We start from the raw sequence: 18,898 nt of genomic DNA on the forward strand, positions 1-18,898 counted from the left end.
GCCCCTCCCCGCTGCCCCGGGGGGCGCGGCTACGGCTTCACAGGCTGTGCGTAGTGGAGATCCACTGTGCCGGAGTAGCCGGGAAGAGTCACCGCCTCGTGCTGGTCGACTTTCCAGCCGAGGCCGTAGGCGTTCACGTACTGGAGGTAGTTCTGGATGGCGGGGGAGGCGGTCAGGGCGTTGGTGAGGGCCTCGCGGTCGCCGACGGCGGTGATCTTGTACGGCGGGGAGTAGACCCGGCCCTGGAGGATCAGGGTGTTGCCGACGCAGCGCACCGCGCTGGTGGAGATCAGCCGCTGGTCCATGACCTTGATGCCCTTGGCGCCGCCGTGCCACAGGGCGTTCACGACGGCCTGCAGGTCCTGCTGGTGGATGACCAGGTCGTTGGGCTGGGGCTCGGGGATGCCGGGGATCTTGGCGGTGGCGTTCGGCGGGGCGTCGGTGAGCGTGACCGTCACGCCCTGGCCCTTGACCGGCTTGGTGCCGGCGTTCTTCTCCAGCGCTTTGAGCTTGGCCTCCTCGGCCTGGGAGTTGCCGTTGTCGCGCTGGGCGAGGGAGTCGACCTCGGCGCGCAGCGCGGCGTTGCTCTCGTCCTGGACGCCGTTCTTGTGGCTGCGCTCCTGGATGAGGTCGGACAGCCGCAGCATCGAGTCGTCCGAGCGCAGGTTCGTGCCCCGTGCGGTGTCGAAGCTGAGCCAGAACAGCATCCCGGCGAGCGCGAAGACCACGAGCGTGAGGAGGCGTACCGGCCGCAGGCGCGAGCGGGCGGGGCGGTCGGAGGAGTCAGCGGAATTGCTCAACGTACCCTTACTCCTTACGGCGCCGCGGAAGGACTACGCTAACGGACGCCCGGGAGACGAATCCGCTCCCCACCGCATCCGCGTCCCGGCGCACACTCCGTACCTCCCCGCGGATGGGGGCACCGCCCGCTCGAGCACGGACGAGAGCCGGGGAGCAGCACATCGACAGGAGAGTTCCTCGTGCCGAAGTCACGGATCCGCAAGAAGGACGACTTCACGCCGCCGCCGGCGGCGAAGACCACCAGCCTGAAGATGAACTCAGGGCGTGGCTGGGTAGCGCCGCTGATGCTGGCCATGTTCCTGATCGGACTGGTGTGGATCGTGACGTTCTACGTATCCGAGGGCGATCTGCCCATCGGGGCCATGGGCAACTGGAACATCGTCTGCGGCTTCGGATTCATCGCGGTGGGCTTCGGCGTATCCACCCAGTGGAAGTAGGGCAAGCCCTACCCAAGGCCATCCACACGGTTATCCACAGTCGGGGAAAACTTCAGAAGATCTGTGGATAACCTTCGGGAGGTTGACGCCGGTGTGATCGGCGGCCTCCGCCCCGAGCCACCCGCTCCCCCTGTCCCGGCTGGGGAAACGCAGGTCAGGGCGGTGCGGAACGAGAGTTCCGCACCGCATGCACAAGATCGGCCACGCACTGTGGACAACGTGGCGCCACGAGCCCTCAGCCCGTGAGCTGAAGGGTCCGTACCCACACCACGGCGACGATCGCGAGCAGCATCACCGCGCAGGTCCCCAGATGCACCAGGGTCCGCCTGTCACGCGGCGCGTGCACCATCCCGAACGCCACCGCGGCGCCCACCACGAGCCCGCCCACATGCGCCTGCCAGGCGATATTCGGCCACAGGAACGTGAAGACGAGGTTCAGGCCGAGCAGGATCAGCACCGGCTTCATGTCGTACCGCAGCCGCCGCATCAGCACCGCGGTCGCGCCGAGCAGCCCGAAGATCGCGCCGGAGGCGCCCAGCGAGGGCTGGTTCTGCGCGTCGAGGAGGAACGACAGGGCGCTGCCGCCCAGGCCGGCCAGCAGATAGAGCGCCAGGAACCGGGCCCGGCCGAGCGCCGCCTCCAGCGGCGGCCCCAGCCACCACAGCGAGAGCATGTTGAAGGCGATGTGGGCGATCTGCTGGTGCAGGAACATCGCGGTCAGCAGGCGGTACCACTCGCCCTCGGCGACGCCGACGAGCTGGTAGCGGCCCGGCTCGGCGGCCAGACCGATCAGATCGAGGTGGTTGACCAGCGGGCTCATCGCGCCGCCGGTCGCCATGACGGCGAGGAAGAGCGCGACGTTGAGGCCCAGCAGCACCTTGGTGACCAGGCGGGGATCGGCGGTGATCGTGCCGCCCGCGAGCGTGCGCGGCGCCGCGGCCTGCGGGGCCCGGCCGCTGCCGCCGCCGGCGCGTACGCAGTCCGGGCACTGGAAGCCGACCGAGGCGCTGATCATGCACTCGGGGCATATCGGCTTGTCACAGCGGGTGCAGCGGATGCCGGTCGGGCGGTCCGGGTGGCGGTAACAGCCCGGCAGGCCGTCGTCGCCCCGTGCGTCCCGCGGCTCCTGTGGGCTGCCTGGCACCTGGTCCATCGGTCCCCTCGTCCTCTTCTCCGTCCGGGCGCCCACGCGCCCTCCCGCCCGGCTCCGGACGAGCGTCGCGCCCCGCCTGATGTACGACCGGGCGGGGCGCAATGGTTCCCCGGCTCACGCCGGGGCACAAGACACGGCTCAGCGGGTCTCGATGACCACCGACTCGATGACGACGTCCTGGACCGGACGGTCCGTGCGCGGGTTCGTCTGGGTGCCGGCGATCGCGTCGACGACCTTCTTGCCGGCGTCGTTGCTGACCTCGCCGAAGATGGTGTGCTTGCCGGTCAGCCAGGCGGTCGCGCCGACGGTCACGAAGAACTGCGAGCCGTTCGTGCCGGGGCCGGCGTTCGCCATGGCCAGGAGGTACGGCTTGTTGAAGGCCAGGTCGGGGTGGAACTCGTCCCCGAACTCGTACCCGGGGCCGCCGGTGCCGTTGCCCAGCGGGTCGCCGCCCTGGATCATGAAGCCACTGATCACCCGGTGGAAGACGGTGCCGTCGTAGAGGCGGTCCGTGGACTTCTTGCCCGTCGCCGGGTGCGTCCACTCCCGCTCGCCGTTGGCGAGCTCGACGAAGTTCTTGACCGTCTTGGGTGCATGGTTCGGCAGAAGCCGAATCTCGATGTCGCCCTGGTTCGTCTTCAGGGTGGCGTAGAGCTGCTCAGCCACGATCTACCTTCCATAAGTCTGCACTGACGGTTCACGATCCTCGCATGGACCGGCCCGCCCGTGGTCCGACCTCACCCCTCTCGGGCCGCGCGCCACTCTTTCCCCCCGCCCGGCTCGTGACGGCCTTCGTGCCGATTTCCTGCGCCGGGAGCGGCAAAGCGTGGCATTGTCGTCAACAAGGCTCCGGAAGGTCCGCAATGACCCGGATGCCCGCTCGCACATGCCGTGTGACGTCCGAGCGGGCATGATCTTCAAACGGGTGGACAGGCGATACAGCAGACACGGGGGAACCAGGCCCCCAGCCCCGGACAACGCCACCGAGGAGGAGGATCCCGTGACCCGCAAGGACAGCGTGCGCGCCGCGACCGGTACGGCCAGGGACAGCGTGCGGCACGCCGCGGAGGTGGTGGCTCCGTATGCCGGTACGGCCAAGGAAGCCGCCGTGCACTTCGCTCATGAAGCACGTACGCGCGCGGCTCCCAAGGTGGCCGAGGCCGCCCACCAGGCACGCACGCAGTACGACGCCCACCTGCAGCCGCGGTTCGAGCACGCCCGCGGCACCCTGCCGCCCAAGGTGGACGCCGCGGCGACCCGCGCGGCACGCCGCACCCGCAAGGCCGCCCGCCAGGCCGCCGACTACACCGGGCCGCGGCTGGAGAACGCCGTGACCAGCGCGCGCGCCGCGGCCGAGCCGGTGCGGGAGGAAGCCGTCGCGCGCGGTGCCGCCGCGCTCGCCGCGCTCCGCGGCCAGGTGACGGCCAAGGAGATCGCCAAGCTCCAGAAGAAGCACAGCCGGCGGGCCAAGTGCGGCAAGGCCGCCAAGCGCCTCACCGTGCTGGGCCTCCTGGCCGGCGGTGCGATCGCCGCATGGAAGTGGTGGGACAAGCAGGCCAACCCGGACTGGCTGGTCGAGCCGCCGGCTCCCACCGAGGTCAGCGACCGCGGCCGGCTGAGCTCGGTCGACGGCAGCCAGTCACTCGACCCCGAGGTGCAGGCCAAGCAGGCCGACGCCGAGGCCGATGAACGCGGCGGCGGCAGCACCGCCTGATCCGGCCGCCACCGGCTCACGGGCCGTGTCCGCCCTCCCCTCCCGGGAGCCGGCGGACACGGCCCGCCCGCGTAGGGCCGTGCGATACGTCCTCAGCCGAGCGCGGACCGCAGCCGGGCGAAGGCCGTCCGCAGGATCGCCGGATGGCTCGCCGCGTTGATGCGGAAGCAGTTCGCGAACGCCTGGCCGCCGAAGGTCTCGCCGGCCAGGACGTGGATGCCGCTGCGCTCCAGCGCCCCGGCGAACCGGCGCGCGTCCTGCTCCCCCGCGGCCTCGGCCCACACCAGGTACGTGGCGTCGGGCGCCGCCGCGGCGACGCGCACCGGCAGATCCGTCAGCTCGTCGAGAACGAGCCGCACGCGCTCGGCGAGTTCCTCGCGCAGGGTGTGCAGCCAGGCGACGCCCTCCGGCCCGTAGCAGGCGACGGTGGCGAGGGCGCCGAGGCTGCCCGGGCGCCCCAGAAGGCTCTGCGGCAGCTCCGCGAGGGCGTGCGCCGAGCGCTCGGAGGCGTAGACACTGGCGCTCTTCAGCCCGGGGATGTTGAACGCCTTCGACGCGGAGGTGAGGCCGAAGGCGCGTATCCCGTGGACGGCCGCGTCCGCGAACGCCGAGGGCATCGCGCGGCCGGGCATCCCCAGCGGGAGGTGCACCTCGTTGGAGAGCAGCAGCAGGTCGTGCTCCCGGCACACCCCGATCGCCCGGGACAGCTCCGGGAGGGTCCAGGCCCGCCCGACCGGGTTGTGCGGCTGGCACACGATCCAGCCGCGGGCGCCCTCCCGGGCCGCGGTGGCCAGGGCCGCCCAGTCGTGCTGCCAGTGCCCCCCGGTGCGGCGCAGCGGCACGGCCACCGGTACGAGGCCCGCCTCGCGGACCACCGTGAACAGATCGCCGTACACAGGGGTCTCGACGAGGACGGGGCTGCCCGGCGGCAGCCCGGAGTGCATCAGGGTGCGCAGCCCGGTCAGCACGTCCGTGGTGCAGCGCAGCCCGGCGGCCTGTGCGTCGTGGTGCTCGGCCAGATAGCGCCCGCACGCCGCCTCCTGCGCCTCGGGCAGGCCGTAGCCGGTCTCGCCGAGACCGATGGCCTCGACCAGGGCGGAGCGCAGGAAATCCGGTGGGTGGAGGTCCATTTCGGCGACGCCGAGGCAGATCCGGTCGGGGGTGTCCGGGCCGAGCTGCCACTTCAGGGTGCGGCGGGCGCGCAGCGCGTCGAGGTCGGCCAGGAAGCGCGGACGCTCCGGCAGCAGGCCGGGCGAGGCGGTACGGGTGGGGCGGGCCGGCGGCTGGTGGGCCGTCGCCGCCCGGAGGTCATGGGGCATTCCGGTCCAGTTCGATGTAGAGCCGGGTGCCGCCCTTGCCCTTGGTGCGGCGGCGCACGGACACCGTGCCCTGGATCTCCTTCGGGTGGCGGACGTGCGTCCCGCCGCAGGGGATCTCCAGGTCTCCCGAGCGCCACACGAAGACGTCCCGGGTGCCGGGCAGCGGGTCGACCGTCGCCTCGGGGGAGTTGGCCAGCAGCTGGGTGACGCGCTCCTGGATGCCGGGGACGGCGTCCGTCGCGATCGCGCAGTTGAAGTCGAAGCGGGCGGAGCTGTCGCTGATGTGGCAGCCGCGGGTCGACCGCGTCAGCCCCTGGGACTCCAGGTATTCGCCGGTCGCGTGGAAGAGGAAGTGCGCCAGGGTGTGCATCTGCATGTGGTGCAGCCGGCGCTCCCCGTCGATCTCCATCGTGACCTGCTCGCCCACGGTGAGCGCGCAGGGCTCCTCGAACTCGTGGTAGAACACCGCCTCGATGGTGGCGACTTCGCCGTTGGGCAGCTGGAACGGGCGGCCGCCGGCCTTCTGCACGTCGATGACGCGCTGTCCGTTGACCGTTCCCTGGTCGGCGACCTGACCGCCGGACTCCGCGTAGAAGACGGACTGGTCGAAGATCGCGTAGCGGTCACTGACCTGGAGCACCGTCGCCGTGCCCGTGGTGGCGTACGGGTCGTGGTGGAAGAGCTGCTTGGTGGGCGGGCAAGAGCTCCACAGGGCGGCTTCAATCACTGCTGTCTCCCCAGTTCAGTAGCGTGGTGCCATACAGTTCGCCGCGGTCGGCGAAGAAGGTGAGGATCTCACCTTCGGCGTCCGGCCCCAGGGCGGCGGCGAGTTGGCGCGCCCCCATGTAGCAGACGCCGGAGGAGCCGCCCACGCTGATGCCGCGGGCCGCCAACTCCTGCACTCCGGCACAGGCTTGGGCGTCGGACACCTGGAACACCCCGGCCACGCGGTCCCGGGCGGAGTCGATGACGGCCGGGATGCGGTTCTGGTTGCCGGTGCCGCGCAGGATGCTGGGGGCGGGGTCGCCGCCGAAGGTGATGGAGCCGTGCCGGTCGGCGACATAGGAGCGGATGCCCTCGTCGTGCAGCATGGCGGACAGCGCGGAGAAGTGGCCGCCGCTGCCGACGCAGAAGATGCCGGCGCTGATGCGGGCGAAGTCCAGGGTGCGTCTCAGGTGGGGGACCACCCAGCGGGTGTAGACCTCGGGGTTGAGCGGGCTGTCGTTCTGGTTGGTCCAGTAGTAGTGGGGGTTCTCCGCCCGCAGCTGCTGGAGCAGGTCGTCCCGGGCCTGCTGGAAGCCGAGGACGGGGTGCGGCGCCGGGGCGAGGTGCAGCACGGCGCCCGCCAGCTCGATCTTGCGCCGGGTCACGGCCGGGATGCCGGGGTCGGACACCAGGTGGATCTCGTGGCCCAGCAGGCGGCCCGCGGCCGCCAGGCCCAGGCCCAGCGACCCGGAGGTGGACTCGATCACCGGCTGGCCCTCGGCGAGCAGGCCGTGTTCCCGGGCCAGCAGCAGCAGGCCGAGGCCGAGGATGGACTTGAAGCTGGTCTCGGTGGCGGGGCTGCCGTGGATCGCGCGCAGCACGAGACGGGTGTCGTCGATGCGGCCGGCGTGCAGGGTGGTCAGCCGGCTGAGCCCGTCGAGGACGGCGTAGGGATCGACGCGGTCCGGGGGCGCGGCGGTGACGGTCATGAACGGCCCTCCAGAAGGTTCTTGGCCCAGAAGATCGAGATGAGCAGGACGGCGATGCCCGCCAGCTGGATCCAGCTGAGCTCCTGGCCGAACAGGACGAAGCCGTACACGGCGGCGGCGACCGGCTGGAGCAGCACGTAGACGGCGGCCAGCTGAAGCCGCAGGAACTTCACCGCGTGCGCCATGAGGGTCTGCCCGAGCACCTGCGAGGTCACGGCGAGCGCGATCAGCACCAGCCAGCCCTTGGCCGTCGTCGGCCACAGGCTCTCGCCGAGCGCGGCGGCGACGACGAAGCAGGCCGCGGCGCAGGCCAGGCTGAGGGTGGCCATGATGCGGGTCGCCTCGTAGCGCTCGCGCAGGCCCTTGGTCACGACGAGGAACAGGGCGTAGAACACGGCGGTCAGCAGGGCGAGTACGTCACCGCGCAGGTGCTGCGGGTCGAGGCCGGTACCCAGGATGACGAGGATGTACAGGCCGCCGAGCGCAAGCAGCGCCGGGAACAGCAGCTTCCACGGGATGCGGTCCTTGAAGAGGAAGAACAGCAGCGGGGCGATGATGAACGGCACCAGGTTGGCCAGGAGGTTGGCCTCGGCCAGCGAGGTGTAGAGGAACGAGATGTTCCACAGGCACAGGTCGGCCGCGAGGAACAGCCCGCCGAGCACGATCAGGAAGCGGTCGCGCGGCGTCACCCGGGCCTGCGCGGCCGGGGCCTCGCCCGCCGCCGGGGCCTGGCCGCCGCGGGCCGTGCGGCCCGCGTTCCGCGACAGGGCGACGGACATCCCGAGCAGCAGCGGTACGGCGAAGAGGGAGCGGTAGGCGCCGGTGGCGACCGGGCCGATCTCGCTGATCCGGACGAACACCCCGCCCAGGGCCAGGCAGCACACGGCGAGCAGCACCATGCCCTGGTAGTGGGCCTGGGACCGGGGGCGGGTCGGAGGGCTCGGGTCCGGCGCGGCCGGACCGGGGGCGGCCCCCGGCTCGGGGGCCGTGCTGGTGGTGCTGGTCGTCAACGCTGGGCCTCTTTCAGGGTGAAGGTCTCGCTGCTGTATCCGCAGGCCTCCAGCTGCGTGCGGCACTCCCGGACCCGCAGGTCGTGGTCCGGCTGGTGGCGGGAGAAGATGAGCCCCGCGAGCGTGCCGCTGTGCGCGATGCAGACGCCCAGGGCGCCCAGGTCGTGCTGGATCCGCCGCAGGTCCTCCAGGGACTTCTTGGGCAGCCGGTCGTTGTGCAACTCGGCGCTCCGGGAGGCGACTTCGGCCGCGGCCGCGTAGTCGTCGGCCCGCAGGGCGGTGTCGAGCTGCGCGAAGAGCTGTGCGTAGACCCGCGCCTTGCCCGGGTCCTCGGGGCTCTCCTGGTGGAACTCCTCGGTGCGCACCCAGCCGCCCTCGTCGATGCCGACGATGGTCCAGCGCAGGTCCGTGCGGTACGCGTGCAGGAGCCGGTGGGTGCGCTGGGCGCAGGCCGCGACTCCCGGGTGCAGGAGGTAGTCGCCGTACTCCAGCTTCCGGGCCACGGAGAGCGCGAGCGCGTGCACGACCGGCTCCGGGGTCTGCGGGTGCAGGCTGCGAATGCACAGCTGAGCGGTCGCCAGAATGTCGGCGGTGGAGCTGGCGTAACCCTTCGCCACCGGGATGTTGGAATCGATCTCGATCGTGCAGTCGGGAGCGCCGTGTCCCAGCTCGGCGCTCAGTAATTCGAAAGCGGAAAGGGCCTTGACCCGGTCACCAGGAGTGATGCCGAGCCGCTTCTTACCCGTGCCCTCTTGCGGGCACAACCGAGCCTGACTTTTCAACTCCTCGATCGGGGCAGTGAAAAGAAAATGCTCGAACCCATGCGCACCAAAGGTATACCCCTGGAGAATTTCTCCGAAAGTGCCATGGATCGCTGTGACGATCTCGGCAGGCATGGCGCAGTTCTATACGGCCATGATCGGAGCTGCAATCCAAGATATCCTTTAGGTATCCATAAAAGTCATTTTGAAGGCCGGAAAAATGCGCCCGCTTCGTACCGTTCGACCCTTTTGATGCGGCAACCGGACGGTATATTCGCACCCTTCATCCCGATTACTGCGGCCATAACTGGAATCCGGATTTCCGCACTCCATTTCCCATGACCCCATCTCTTTACCTTCACTTGGGGGTAGCTTTGCAATCACGGCTCCCCGGTGAGCAACGCCGGGGACGTCACCGCCCATTCCTCGTCTGCTCAATGGGGTTGATCGGAAACACGGCAATTCCGTATGCTCGCCGAGTGATCGAGCCCCGCCACCTTCGTGTACTGCATGCCGTGATGAAGGCCGGTTCATTCACCGCCGCCGCACGTGAGCTGAACTGCACGCAACCGGCAGTCAGTCAGCAGATAAAAGCCCTCGAAAAGTCCGTGGGAACGCCGATTCTGGCCCGCTCGGGGCGGGACGCGCGTCTCACGGAAGCCGGCGAGATTCTCGCGCGGCACGCCACGTCCATTCTCGCCCGGCTGACCGCGGCGGAAGAGGAGATAGCCGCCATCGCGGGCCTGCACATGGGCTGTGTGCGGCTGGTCTCCTTCCTCAGCGGCACCGCCACGGTGATCCCGCCGGCCCTGGCCACCATGCGCGCGGCCCAGCCGGACATCGAGGTCACCCTCAGCGAGGCCACACCGCCGCGCGCCATCGCGATGCTGCGCGACGGCGAGTGCGACATCGCGCTGGCCTTCCGCTATCCGGACCTCCCCGCCCTCGCCCCGCGCACCGCTGCCGCATACCCGGACGACCCCGGCGCGGAGAAGGCGGACGACGCCGACTGGGACGGTCTGGTCGCGCATCCCCTGCTCACCGACCGGCTCGTCGGCCTGCTCCCCGCGGGCCATCACCTCGCCGGCGCGGACAAGCTGGAACTCACCGACCTGGCCGACGACACCTGGGTCCTCGGCTGCGCGAGCTGCCGCCACCATGTGGTGAAGCTCTGCGCGCGCAGTGGGTTCACCCCCCGGATGGACCTGACCACCGATGACTACCCCACGGTGATCGGCCTGGTCGGCGCCGGCATGGGGGTGGCGGTCCTGCCGGAGCTGGCGCTGAGTTCCGTGCCGTCCGCGTCGATCCGCCTGGTGCCGGTCGTCCCCACCGTCCCGCGCGAGGTGGTCGCCCTGACCCTGCCCGCCCACGAGTCCGTGCCGGCGGTCCGGCTCATGCTCCAGCACCTGGGAGGCGCCGCCCGCCTCGCCGCGCGGGAACCGTCGACGGCACCGGGCTGAGCCGGAACCGGCGGCCGGGACACGCCCCCGCGCGCCGTCCTCCGCCCGTCCGGAGCCGGCCCGCGACGCCGGCACGAAAAAAGACCCCTCCGACCGCGTTTCCGCAGGTCGGAGAGGTCTTCGTGGTGGAGCCTAGGGGAGTCGAACCCCTGACATCTGCCATGCAAAGACAGCGCTCTACCAACTGAGCTAAGGCCCCTTCGCGCACCAGGGTACCCGGTGTCCGGCCCCTTTCCCGACCGGGTATCGCCGCGCACCGTCGCTCTCCGTAGGATGCTTCGCGAGATTCGCGGCAGCGAAGCCACCGGGGAGACAGGGGAGACGGTATGGACGCAGCACAGCAGGAAGCCACCGCGCGGGCCCGGGAGCTGCAGCGCAGTTGGTACGGGGAGCCTCTGGGTGCGTTGTTCCGCCGTCTCATCGACGATCTCGGCCTCAACCAGGCCCGGCTCGCCGCCGTACTGGGGCTGTCCGCCCCGATGCTGTCCCAGCTGATGAGCGGACAGCGGGCAAAGATAGGCAACCCGGCCGTGGTCCAGCGGGTGCAGGCGCTGCAGGACCTGGCCGGCCAGGTCGCCGACGGCAGCGTCAGCGCCGCCGAGGCGACCGACCGCATGGAAGAGATCAGGAAGACCGCGGGGGGCTCGGTGCTGAACAACACCGCGCAGCAGACGTCTTCGACCGGGGCGACCACGGTGCGGCGCGTGGTGCGCGAGATCCAGTCGCTGCTGCGGTCCGTCTCCGACGCCGGGGACATCATCGACGCGGCGAACACCCTCGCCCCCGCTCACCCCGAACTGGCAGAGTTTCTCCGGGTTTACGGTGCCGGTCGCACCGCGGACGCGGTCGCCCACTACGAGGCGCACCAGAGCTAGCGGGGTGTCGTTCGGATCGTGGTGGATCGGGGAGCGGGCCAGGATCCGAACGACCCCCCGTGGCCACAGGGGACCTTGCGAGTTCAGACAGCGGACGGGGCGCCATGGGTGAGATCTTCGCCGGCCGGTACGAGCTGATCGACCCGATCGGACGGGGCGGGGTGGGCGCGGTCTGGCGCGCCTGGGACGCCCGGCGGCGGCGCTACGTCGCGGCCAAGGTGCTCCAGCAGAGCGATGCGCACACACTGCTGCGCTTCGTCCGCGAACAGGCACTGCGGATCGACCACCCGCATGTGCTGGCCCCGGCGAGCTGGGCCGCGGACGACGACAAGGTGCTGTTCACCATGGACCTGGTGAACGGCGGCTCGCTGGCGCATCTGATCGGGGATTACGGGCCGCTGCCGCCGCGGTTCGTGTGCGTCCTGCTGGACCAGCTGCTGGCCGGGCTGGCCGCGGTGCACGCGGAGGGCGTGGTGCACCGTGACATCAAGCCGGCGAACATCCTGCTGGAGGCCACCGGTACCGGCCGTCCGCATCTGCGGCTGTCGGACTTCGGCATCGCGATGCGCAAGGGGGAGCCACGGCTCACCGAGGCCAACTATGTGGTGGGGACGCCCGGTTACTTCGCGCCGGAGCAGATGCTGGGCGCCGAACCGGACTTCCCCGCCGATCTGTTCGCGGTCGGCCTGGTCGCGCTCTATCTGATCACCGGCGTCAAGCCGGACGCCGAGGGCCTGACCGACCACTTCGACCGGCCCGGCATCCCCGACGCGCCCGAGGGCGTGCCGGAGCCGCTGTGGCAGGTGCTGGCGTCCCTGGTGCACCCCGACCCGGACGCGCGGTTCAAGACGGCCACCGGGGCGCGCAAGGCCGTCCTCGGGGTGGTCGAGCTGCTGCCGGAGATGACGATCGAGGACGAGATCGTCGAGGTCTTCGACCACATAGGCCCCCTGCCGGCCGGCTTCGGGCCGACCGGGCCGCTGCGAGCCACCGGGGACACCACGGGAGCCGCGACCGCCGGCGCCACCGCGGGCACCGCGTCCACCGGCCATGTCTCCATGTCGGACACCGGCAGCTTCCAGCTGGCCCCACCGGACCCCACACCCACCCCCGCACCCGCTCCGGGACCGCGTCCGGCGCCGGGCCATGCACCCACGGGCCCCGCGTCCACGGGCCATGGCGGTCCGCCGGCAGGCCATGCCGGTCCGCCGACGGGGTACGGCAGCACGCCTACCGGATACGGCCACCCGCCCACGGGACAGAGGGGCCCGGCCACCGGCCAGGTGGGCACGCCTACCGGCCAGGTGGGCATGCCGACGGGCCACACCGGCCCGTCCACGGGGCACACGGGCCCGGTCACGGGGCACACGGGCCCGGTCACGGGCCACACCGGCCCGGTCACCGGCCATGGCGCCCCGGCCGCCCGGGTGGGCCCCGCCGGGCCGGGCACCTCGTCCGGCATGCCCCATACGCCGGCCCCGCCCCCGGCACCCGCGTACGAGCCGACGGCCGCCGTCCCCCCGGACCACTCCGCGACCCGCCCCTACACGGCGGGCCCGCAGCCGCTGCCCGTCCGGCACCCGGCCGCTGCCCCCGTCGCCACGCCGACCGCCGCGCCGCCCGCGCCGTACCGGAGACCGGGGCCGCCCGTGAAGGTCGCGATCCCGGTGCTGATCGTGGCGCTGCTGTGCATCGCGGTCGGTGTGTGGGCGCTGCTGACGGCCTGACACCACGCCACGGGCGCGAGCGGCTGTCGGCTCCTGCCCCGCTACCAGCCCGGCGGTGGACCGAACTGTGAGCCCCGCTGGCTCTGTTGGGTGGTCCGGGTCGACTGTCCGGGCACGGCGGGCGGTGCGGGTGGCTCACCGGAGGTGCCCGCCGTGACGACGGGCACCGCCACCGCGCGCCGGGCCACCAGCGTCCACGTCCCGAGCCCCGTCAGCAGCACCACGCCGGTGCCGATACCGGCGTAGGCCACCGTCATCAGGACGCCGCTCTTCGCCGTCTCCCCGGCCTGCTGCGCGGTCCGGCCCGTGCGCGCCGTATCGCGGTCCTCGGGCGTGACGGAGAAGGTGCCGGCCGGCTGGGCGTAGTCGGGGCCGGACTTGGCGTGGAGCCGGACGTCCACCCGGAGCGTGAGGTCCGTGCCCTGGGGGAAGTACCGCGCGGTATCGGGGTGCAGGGAGACCGCGAGGTAGTACCAGCCCGCGAACCGCATCGCGCTGACCGCGTTGACGGGGTTGAAGCGGTTGCCGTAGTCGACCGGCGCGGTGAACTGCTTGGCCGCTGCCGGCTCGCCCCGGTACGGGACGAAGGTGGCCCCGCCGACCGCGCCGCGGGCCGGGTTGTAGACGCCCAGCCCCAGGCCGCTGGCGACGAACCCGGATGTCCGGCCGAGGGCTTTGCCGGTGGCGCCGCCGCTGCTGCGGCCAGCGGCGTTCGGCAGCTCCGCGCTGAGGTTGAGGCGCTGTCCCCAGTCCACCGGGACGCGGTAGAAGCGGGTCTCGCCGGGCCGGATCCGGTCCGTCCAGACGCCCGAGGTCACCGAGCCCGCGTCGTTGAAGCCGGTGCCGCCCCGGGCGGTGCGCCTGGTGGTGTCCGTGCGCGGTGCGGGCGTCGCGGTGCTCCAGGTGCCCTGGCCGGGCCGGGCGGGGGTGCTGCCCTTGAGCGGGGGCTCTTCGAGGTAGTCCAGCTCGATCGGCCAGATGTCGGAGCCGGAGGCCGCCGAGCCCTGCCGGCTGAGCACCAGGTAGTACGGGCCGGCCTTCTGACAGGCCGTGCGGTCGGAGCCGATGCGGCGGGTGGCGTAGTCGGCGATCGGATACGCCATACCACCGCCGCGGAAGAACGGGCTGGCTCCCGTGTCGCACGTGTGCCCGCTGCTGTCCTGGACGTTGATGGTCAGCTTGTCGCCGTAGTCCCGGACCTTGGTGCCGGGCGGGGGAGCCACCACCGCCGAGAAGTACGCGTTCGTCCGGTCGTCCAGGATGACCGAGTAGTACTTCTTCTCCCCGCGCTTGATGCGGTCGGTGTGCAGTCCGGGCCTCAGCCGCGGTGCATCGGAGTTGCTGGCCGATCCCCCGACCCGGGTGGCGCCGTCCGCGATGCGGTAGCCGGGTATCGCGTCGGCCGAGGCCACGCCCACCGCCCCCGGCAGCACCGCCACCGCGCCGAGCGTCGCCAGTACGGCGATGCCCCTGTGCGTCCTGCGCGCCGTCACCACGAGCCACCCCTCCTCGGATCCGTGTTCCCGTCGGCAGCGGCCGGCCGGCGACGGGGATGTACGTGGACCGGCGCCGAACCGGCCCGGCAGCAGGACGCCCACTCGTCGGCGGCGACCGCCCTCACACGTCCTGGGGGCCATCCTCCACCGCTGTCCCGCGCGGTGTCCGCCGAGGGCCCGGAATCCCGCCGGGAGACCGCGGCACCCCGACCCGCGGCACCACGGTGCCCCACCCTCCGACTCGTCCCCGAACTCCTGGTCATGGCACAGCTGCTGGCCCCGATGTTCCACGTGAAACATCGACTCCCGCCCCCACCGAGCGACCCCGAGCACCTGGCAGCCCCACGCGCCGGCCGACACCACCCCGCGCCACACTCCACACCGCCGGCAAGGCGTTTGCCAATGCAAGCAAATGGTGTGCTATAGCAAACTCACGAGCCCGGCCACCGCCCCCCGCAATCCCCCTCGGCCACCCGGGCCGCCGGCCGCCGACCCCGCCTCCCAGGGCGCCCTCAGAGCGCCCCAGCCGCCCCCGGACGCACGAAACCCCGACCACCCAGGGGCAGTCGGGGTCCGTACGAATGTGCTGTGCGTGTGGGGTCTCAGACACCCGAACCTGCGGGCACGGAGTCGGTCGCCTCCGTCCACAGATCCTGCTCGGCGCGATCCGCCTGGATCTGGCGGTACACGAGGAGCCCGCCGATGGCGGCCAGTGCGACCAGGAGAAGCTTCTTCACCGCGCGACCTCGTCTTTCGTTGACGTAGGGGACCTATGTCGGCCGATGATACACACCGGTTGATACCGATCGGTTACCTAGCCCACGGTCGGCTACACCTCAGCCACGGCGCCCGCCACGAGCCAACTTGCGCCCGCACAGAACGAATCGGCCCGGCCGGAGAGATCTCCGGCCGGGCCGACTGCGCGGTGCGGCTACCAGGACTTGAACCTGGGGCCTCTTCCTTATCAGGGAAGCGCTCTAACCGTCTGAGCTATAGCCGCTCGTTCGCTGCACCGAAAGATTAGCGCACTTCAGAGGCGTTCCCAAAATCGGATCCCGGAGCCCTTCGCACACCCGTCGGTGCGGGCTCACTCGTCCTCGGCGAGGGTGAGCTCGACGCCTCCGACGAAGCCCGCCGACAGGTTGTAGATGAACGCCCCGAGCGTGGCCAGCGCGGTCGCCAGCACCACATCGATCACCGCGATGATCGAGGTGAACAGCAGCACCCGCGGCAGCGACAGCAACGACTGCACATCGAAGCCGGCACCGTCACCGGAGCCGGTGGCGTCGCTGATCGTCCCGCCGACCGTGGTGAAGACCCCCATGGCGTTCATGACCATCCACAGCACCGCGACGGCCACCACGGTGCAGATGCCCAGCGCGATGGAGAGCAGGAAGCTGACCTTCATCACCGACCACGGATCGGCGCGGGCCACCCGCAGCCGCGCCTTACGGGTCCGCGGGGCCGTGCGGGCGCCCGTACGCGGCAGGCGCACCGCGGCCCCGCCCTGCTGTCCGCCGGCGGTGGGATACGCCTGAGGCGGCTCGTAGGGCTGTGCGGAGCCGCCCTCGGGCTTTCCCTGCGGCTGTGGTTGCGGCTGACGGGTATCGGTCACGGGTCCCCCCTGGTGCGAGCCCTCGTCCCGGGGGCCGGTGTCAGAAACGGCGGAGCCACGGGCGCCGGCATCCGTCACGGTGGCGGATTTCGACGAGGAGCCCTTGCCGGCTCCCGGTCCGTCCGCTGCAGCGCCCGTGGCTCCACTCACGACCTACTCCTCGTGCTACTCCGCCGTGGGCTGCTCGCCCTCGGCCACTGTGGGCTCGGTCCCCTCGGCCGCGTCGGTCTCCTCGGGTCCCTCGACCCCGTCGACCTCTTCGGCCTCACGGCCGGCCTCGGCGTTCCGTGCGATACCGACGACGGCATCACGCTTGCCCAGGTTGATCAGTTGGACGCCCATGGTGTCACGGCCGGTCTCCCGCACTCCGTTGACCCGCGTACGGATCACGCCACCCCCGAGCGTGATCGCGAGGATCTCGTCGGTCCCCTCGACGACCAGCGCGCCGACCAGCGAACCCCGGTCCTCCACGATCTTCGCGGCCTTGATACCGAGACCGCCACGGCCCTGGACACGGTACTCGTCGACCGGAGTGCGCTTGGCGTAGCCGCCGTCCGTCGCGGTGAAGACGTACGTACCGGCGCGGACCACGTTCATCGAGAGCAGTTCATCGCCCTCGCGGAAGCTCATGCCCTTCACGCCGGAGGTGGCGCGGCCCATCGGGCGCAGCGCGTCGTCGGTCGCGGTGAACCGGATCGACTGCGCCTTCTTGCTGATCAGCAGCAGGTCGTCGGTCTCCGACACCAGCTCGGCGCCGATCAGCTCGTCGTCCGTGCCGTCCGCCTGCTCGCGCAGGTTGATCGCGATCACACCGCCGGAGCGGGGCGAGTCGTAGTCCTTGAGCGGCGTCTTCTTCACCAGGCCGGCCTTGGTGGCGAGGACCAGGTAGGGCACGGCCTCGTAGTCGCGGATCGCCAGGATCTGCGCGATCTGCTCGTCCGGTTGGAAGGCGAGGAGATTGGCCACATGCTGACCCCGCGCGTCGCGTCCCGCGTCCGGGAGCTCGTAGGCCTTGGCGCGGTAGACCCGGCCCTTGTTCGTGAAGAACAGCAGCCAGTGGTGGGTGGTGGAGACGAAGAAGTGGTCGACGATGTCGTCTTCCTTGAGCTTCGTGCCCCGCACGCCCTTGCCGCCGCGCTTCTGCGAGCGGTAGTCGTCGGTCTTGGTGCGCTTCACATAGCCGCCACGGGTGATCGTGACGACGATGTCCTCCTCGGCGATCAGGTCCTCGATGGACATGTCGCCCTCGAAGGGCACCAGCTTGGAGCGCCGGTCGTCGCCGAACTTCTCGACGATCGCGGCGAGTTCCTCGCTGATGATCTGGCGCTGGCGCTCCGGGGAGGCCAGGATCGCGTTGTACTCGCTGATCTTGCGCTGCAGCTCGTCGTGCTCGGCGGTGATCTTCTGGCGCTCCAGGGCGGCCAGCCGGCGCAGCTGCATCTCCAGGATCGCGTTCGCCTGGATCTCGTCGATCTCCAGGAGGCCCATCAGGCCCTCGCGCGCCACCTCGACGGTGTCACTGCGCCGGATCAGCGCGATGACCTCGTCGATGGCGTCCAGCGCCTTGAGCAGGCCGCGCAGGATGTGCGCCCGCTCCTCGGCCTTGCGCAGCCGGAACTTCGTGCGGCGGACGATGACCTCGATCTGGTGCGTGACCCAGTTGCGGATGAACGCGTCCAGCGAGAGCGTGCGCGGCACCCCGTCGACCAGCGCGAGCATGTTGGCGCCGAAGTTGGTCTGCAGATCGGTGTGCTTGTAGAGGTTGTTGAGGACGACCTTGGCGACCGCGTCCCGCTTGAGGACGATGACCAGGCGCTGTCCGGTGCGCGAGGAGGTCTCGTCGCGGACGTCCGCGATGCCGCCGACCTTGCCGTCCTTGACCAGGTCGGCGATCTTCTGCGCGAGGTTGTCCGGGTTGACCTGGTAGGGCAGCTCGGTGACCACCAGGCACTGGCGGTTCTGGATCTCCTCGACCTCGACCACCGCGCGCATCGTGATCGAGCCGCGGCCGGTGCGGTAGGCCTCCTCGATGCCCTTGCGGCCGACCACCAGCGCGCCGGTGGGGAAGTCGGGGCCCTTGATCCGCTCGATCAGCGCCTCCAGCAGCTCCTCCTGGGAGGCCTCCGGGTTCTCCAGCGCCCACTGGGCACCGGCGGCGACCTCGCGCAGGTTGTGCGGCGGGATGTTGGTGGCCATACCGACCGCGATGCCCGCCGAACCGTTGATCAGCAGGTTCGGGAAGCGGGCCGGCAGGACCGTCGGCTCCTGGTTACGGCCGTCGTAGTTGTCCTGGAAGTCGACGGTCTCCTCGTCGATGTCCCGGAGCATCTCCATCGACAGCGGCGCCATCTTGCACTCGGTGTACCGCATGGCCGCGGCCGGGTCGTTGCCCGGGGAGCCGAAGTTGCCGTTGGAGTCCACCAGCGGCATCCGCATCGACCAGGTCTGCGCCAGGCGGACCAGGGCGTCGTAGATCGAGGAGTCGCCGTGCGGGTGGTACGTACCCATGACGTCGCCGACGACGCGGGCGCACTTGTAGAAGCCCTTCTCGGGGCGGTACCCGCCGTCGTACATCGCGTAGAGCACCCGGCGGTGGACGGGCTTGAGGCCGTCCCGGACGTCGGGCAGCGCACGCGAGACGATGACGGACATCGCGTAGTCGAGGTAGGAGCGCTGCATCTCCGTTTCGAGCCCGACGGGCTCGACGCGCATGCCCACGCCTTCGATGGCGGCGGGCGTGCCCTCGGCGGTCACGCCGTCCGGGGTCACAGGGGTGTTCTCGTCGGCCATGCTGGTTCAAAGTCCTTTCGAGCTGCGGCTGTTGTACGGGCCG

Annotated in this window: 17 protein-coding genes and 2 tRNA genes; 5 read left to right on the forward strand and 14 right to left on the reverse strand. The window is 70.9% G+C overall.

Going from position 1 to position 18,898, the window contains the following annotated elements:
* Positions 1–29 precede the first annotated feature (29 nt).
* Positions 30–800, reverse strand: coding sequence for a DUF881 domain-containing protein (locus ACQP17_RS18405; protein ID WP_433857258.1), 771 nt, complete (start codon positions 798–800; stop codon positions 30–32).
* A gap of 180 nt (positions 801–980) precedes the next feature.
* On the opposite strand from ACQP17_RS18405, the gene crgA reads away from it, so the two are divergent.
* On the forward strand, positions 981–1,238 hold the full coding sequence (gene crgA, locus ACQP17_RS18410) for a cell division protein CrgA (RefSeq protein ID WP_433857259.1): 258 nt from the start codon (positions 981–983) through the stop codon (positions 1,236–1,238).
* 235 nt (positions 1,239–1,473) lie between these two features.
* Here the strand turns inward: crgA and ACQP17_RS18415 are convergent, their stop codons facing one another.
* Positions 1,474–2,391 (reverse strand): rhomboid family intramembrane serine protease, encoded by a 918-nt coding sequence (locus ACQP17_RS18415; RefSeq protein WP_433857260.1) that lies wholly within the window; start codon positions 2,389–2,391, stop codon positions 1,474–1,476.
* A gap of 138 nt (positions 2,392–2,529) precedes the next feature.
* Complete coding sequence (locus ACQP17_RS18420; RefSeq protein WP_189096719.1) at positions 2,530–3,057, reverse strand: peptidylprolyl isomerase; 528 nt, start codon at positions 3,055–3,057, stop codon at positions 2,530–2,532.
* Positions 3,058–3,391: 334 nt separating this feature from the next.
* Between ACQP17_RS18420 and ACQP17_RS18425 the strand changes: the two genes are divergently transcribed.
* Positions 3,392–4,105 (forward strand): DUF5324 family protein, encoded by a 714-nt coding sequence (locus ACQP17_RS18425; protein WP_433857261.1) that lies wholly within the window; start codon positions 3,392–3,394, stop codon positions 4,103–4,105.
* 92 nt (positions 4,106–4,197) lie between these two features.
* On the opposite strand, the gene ACQP17_RS18430 is transcribed toward ACQP17_RS18425, so the two are convergent.
* From ACQP17_RS18430 to ACQP17_RS18450, 5 genes are read right to left on the reverse strand one after another with little or no spacing between them, the layout of a single operon-like run.
* Entirely contained in the window at positions 4,198–5,424 is a 1,227-nt protein-coding gene (locus tag ACQP17_RS18430) for an aminotransferase class I/II-fold pyridoxal phosphate-dependent enzyme (protein ID WP_433857262.1), read from the reverse strand.
* Entirely contained in the window at positions 5,414–6,151 is a 738-nt protein-coding gene (locus ACQP17_RS18435) for an alanine--tRNA ligase-related protein (protein ID WP_433857263.1), read from the reverse strand. Before ACQP17_RS18435 ends, ACQP17_RS18430 begins: the two co-directional genes overlap by 11 nt.
* Positions 6,144–7,118 (reverse strand): pyridoxal-phosphate dependent enzyme, encoded by a 975-nt coding sequence (locus tag ACQP17_RS18440; protein ID WP_433857264.1) that lies wholly within the window; start codon positions 7,116–7,118, stop codon positions 6,144–6,146. The genes ACQP17_RS18435 and ACQP17_RS18440 overlap by 8 nt, the downstream gene beginning before the upstream one ends.
* On the reverse strand, positions 7,115–8,128 hold the full coding sequence (locus ACQP17_RS18445) for a DMT family transporter (RefSeq protein ID WP_433857265.1): 1,014 nt from the start codon (positions 8,126–8,128) through the stop codon (positions 7,115–7,117). The genes ACQP17_RS18440 and ACQP17_RS18445 overlap by 4 nt, the downstream gene beginning before the upstream one ends.
* Positions 8,125–8,892, reverse strand: a complete 768-nt coding sequence (locus ACQP17_RS18450; protein ID WP_364873510.1) for a hypothetical protein — start codon at positions 8,890–8,892, stop codon at positions 8,125–8,127. Before ACQP17_RS18450 ends, ACQP17_RS18445 begins: the two co-directional genes overlap by 4 nt.
* 476 nt (positions 8,893–9,368) lie before the next feature.
* On the opposite strand from ACQP17_RS18450, the gene ACQP17_RS18455 reads away from it, so the two are divergent.
* On the forward strand, positions 9,369–10,352 hold the full coding sequence (locus ACQP17_RS18455) for a LysR family transcriptional regulator (protein ID WP_433857266.1): 984 nt from the start codon (positions 9,369–9,371) through the stop codon (positions 10,350–10,352).
* A gap of 123 nt (positions 10,353–10,475) precedes the next feature.
* Here the strand turns inward: ACQP17_RS18455 and ACQP17_RS18460 are convergent.
* Positions 10,476–10,551 (reverse strand) — tRNA-Ala (locus ACQP17_RS18460).
* Between the two features lie 127 nt (positions 10,552–10,678).
* On the opposite strand from ACQP17_RS18460, the gene ACQP17_RS18465 reads away from it, so the two are divergent.
* Both ACQP17_RS18465 and ACQP17_RS18470 read left to right on the forward strand, forming a co-directional pair.
* Complete coding sequence (locus tag ACQP17_RS18465; protein ID WP_433857267.1) at positions 10,679–11,227, forward strand: helix-turn-helix domain-containing protein; 549 nt, start codon at positions 10,679–10,681, stop codon at positions 11,225–11,227.
* A 104-nt stretch (positions 11,228–11,331) separates the two neighbouring features.
* Positions 11,332–12,954 carry a protein kinase domain-containing protein gene (locus ACQP17_RS18470; RefSeq protein ID WP_433857268.1) on the forward strand — a complete coding sequence of 541 codons (1,623 nt, stop codon included), beginning with the start codon at positions 11,332–11,334 and terminating at the stop codon, positions 12,952–12,954.
* Between the two features lie 41 nt (positions 12,955–12,995).
* Here ACQP17_RS18470 and ACQP17_RS18475 read toward each other — a convergent pair whose 3' ends face one another.
* From ACQP17_RS18475 to gyrA, 5 genes are all read right to left on the reverse strand, one after another.
* A complete protein-coding gene (locus ACQP17_RS18475) occupies positions 12,996–14,450 on the reverse strand; it encodes a hypothetical protein (protein WP_433857269.1) in 1,455 nt (484 codons plus the stop codon).
* Positions 14,451–15,052: 602 nt separating this feature from the next.
* Complete coding sequence (locus ACQP17_RS18480; protein ID WP_003958712.1) at positions 15,053–15,187, reverse strand: DLW-39 family protein; 135 nt, start codon at positions 15,185–15,187, stop codon at positions 15,053–15,055.
* Positions 15,188–15,376: 189 nt separating this feature from the next.
* Positions 15,377–15,450 (reverse strand) — tRNA-Ile (locus tag ACQP17_RS18485).
* A gap of 87 nt (positions 15,451–15,537) precedes the next feature.
* Positions 15,538–16,215 carry a DUF3566 domain-containing protein gene (locus ACQP17_RS18490; protein WP_433857270.1) on the reverse strand — a complete coding sequence of 226 codons (678 nt, stop codon included), beginning with the start codon at positions 16,213–16,215 and terminating at the stop codon, positions 15,538–15,540.
* A gap of 15 nt (positions 16,216–16,230) precedes the next feature.
* A complete protein-coding gene (gyrA, locus tag ACQP17_RS18495) occupies positions 16,231–18,855 on the reverse strand; it encodes a DNA gyrase subunit A (protein WP_433857271.1) in 2,625 nt (874 codons plus the stop codon).
* Positions 18,856–18,898 lie beyond the last annotated feature (43 nt).

The sequence above is a fragment of the Streptomyces kronopolitis genome (genome assembly GCF_050953795.1).
Classification (GTDB): domain Bacteria; phylum Actinomycetota; class Actinomycetes; order Streptomycetales; family Streptomycetaceae; genus Streptomyces; species Streptomyces kronopolitis_A.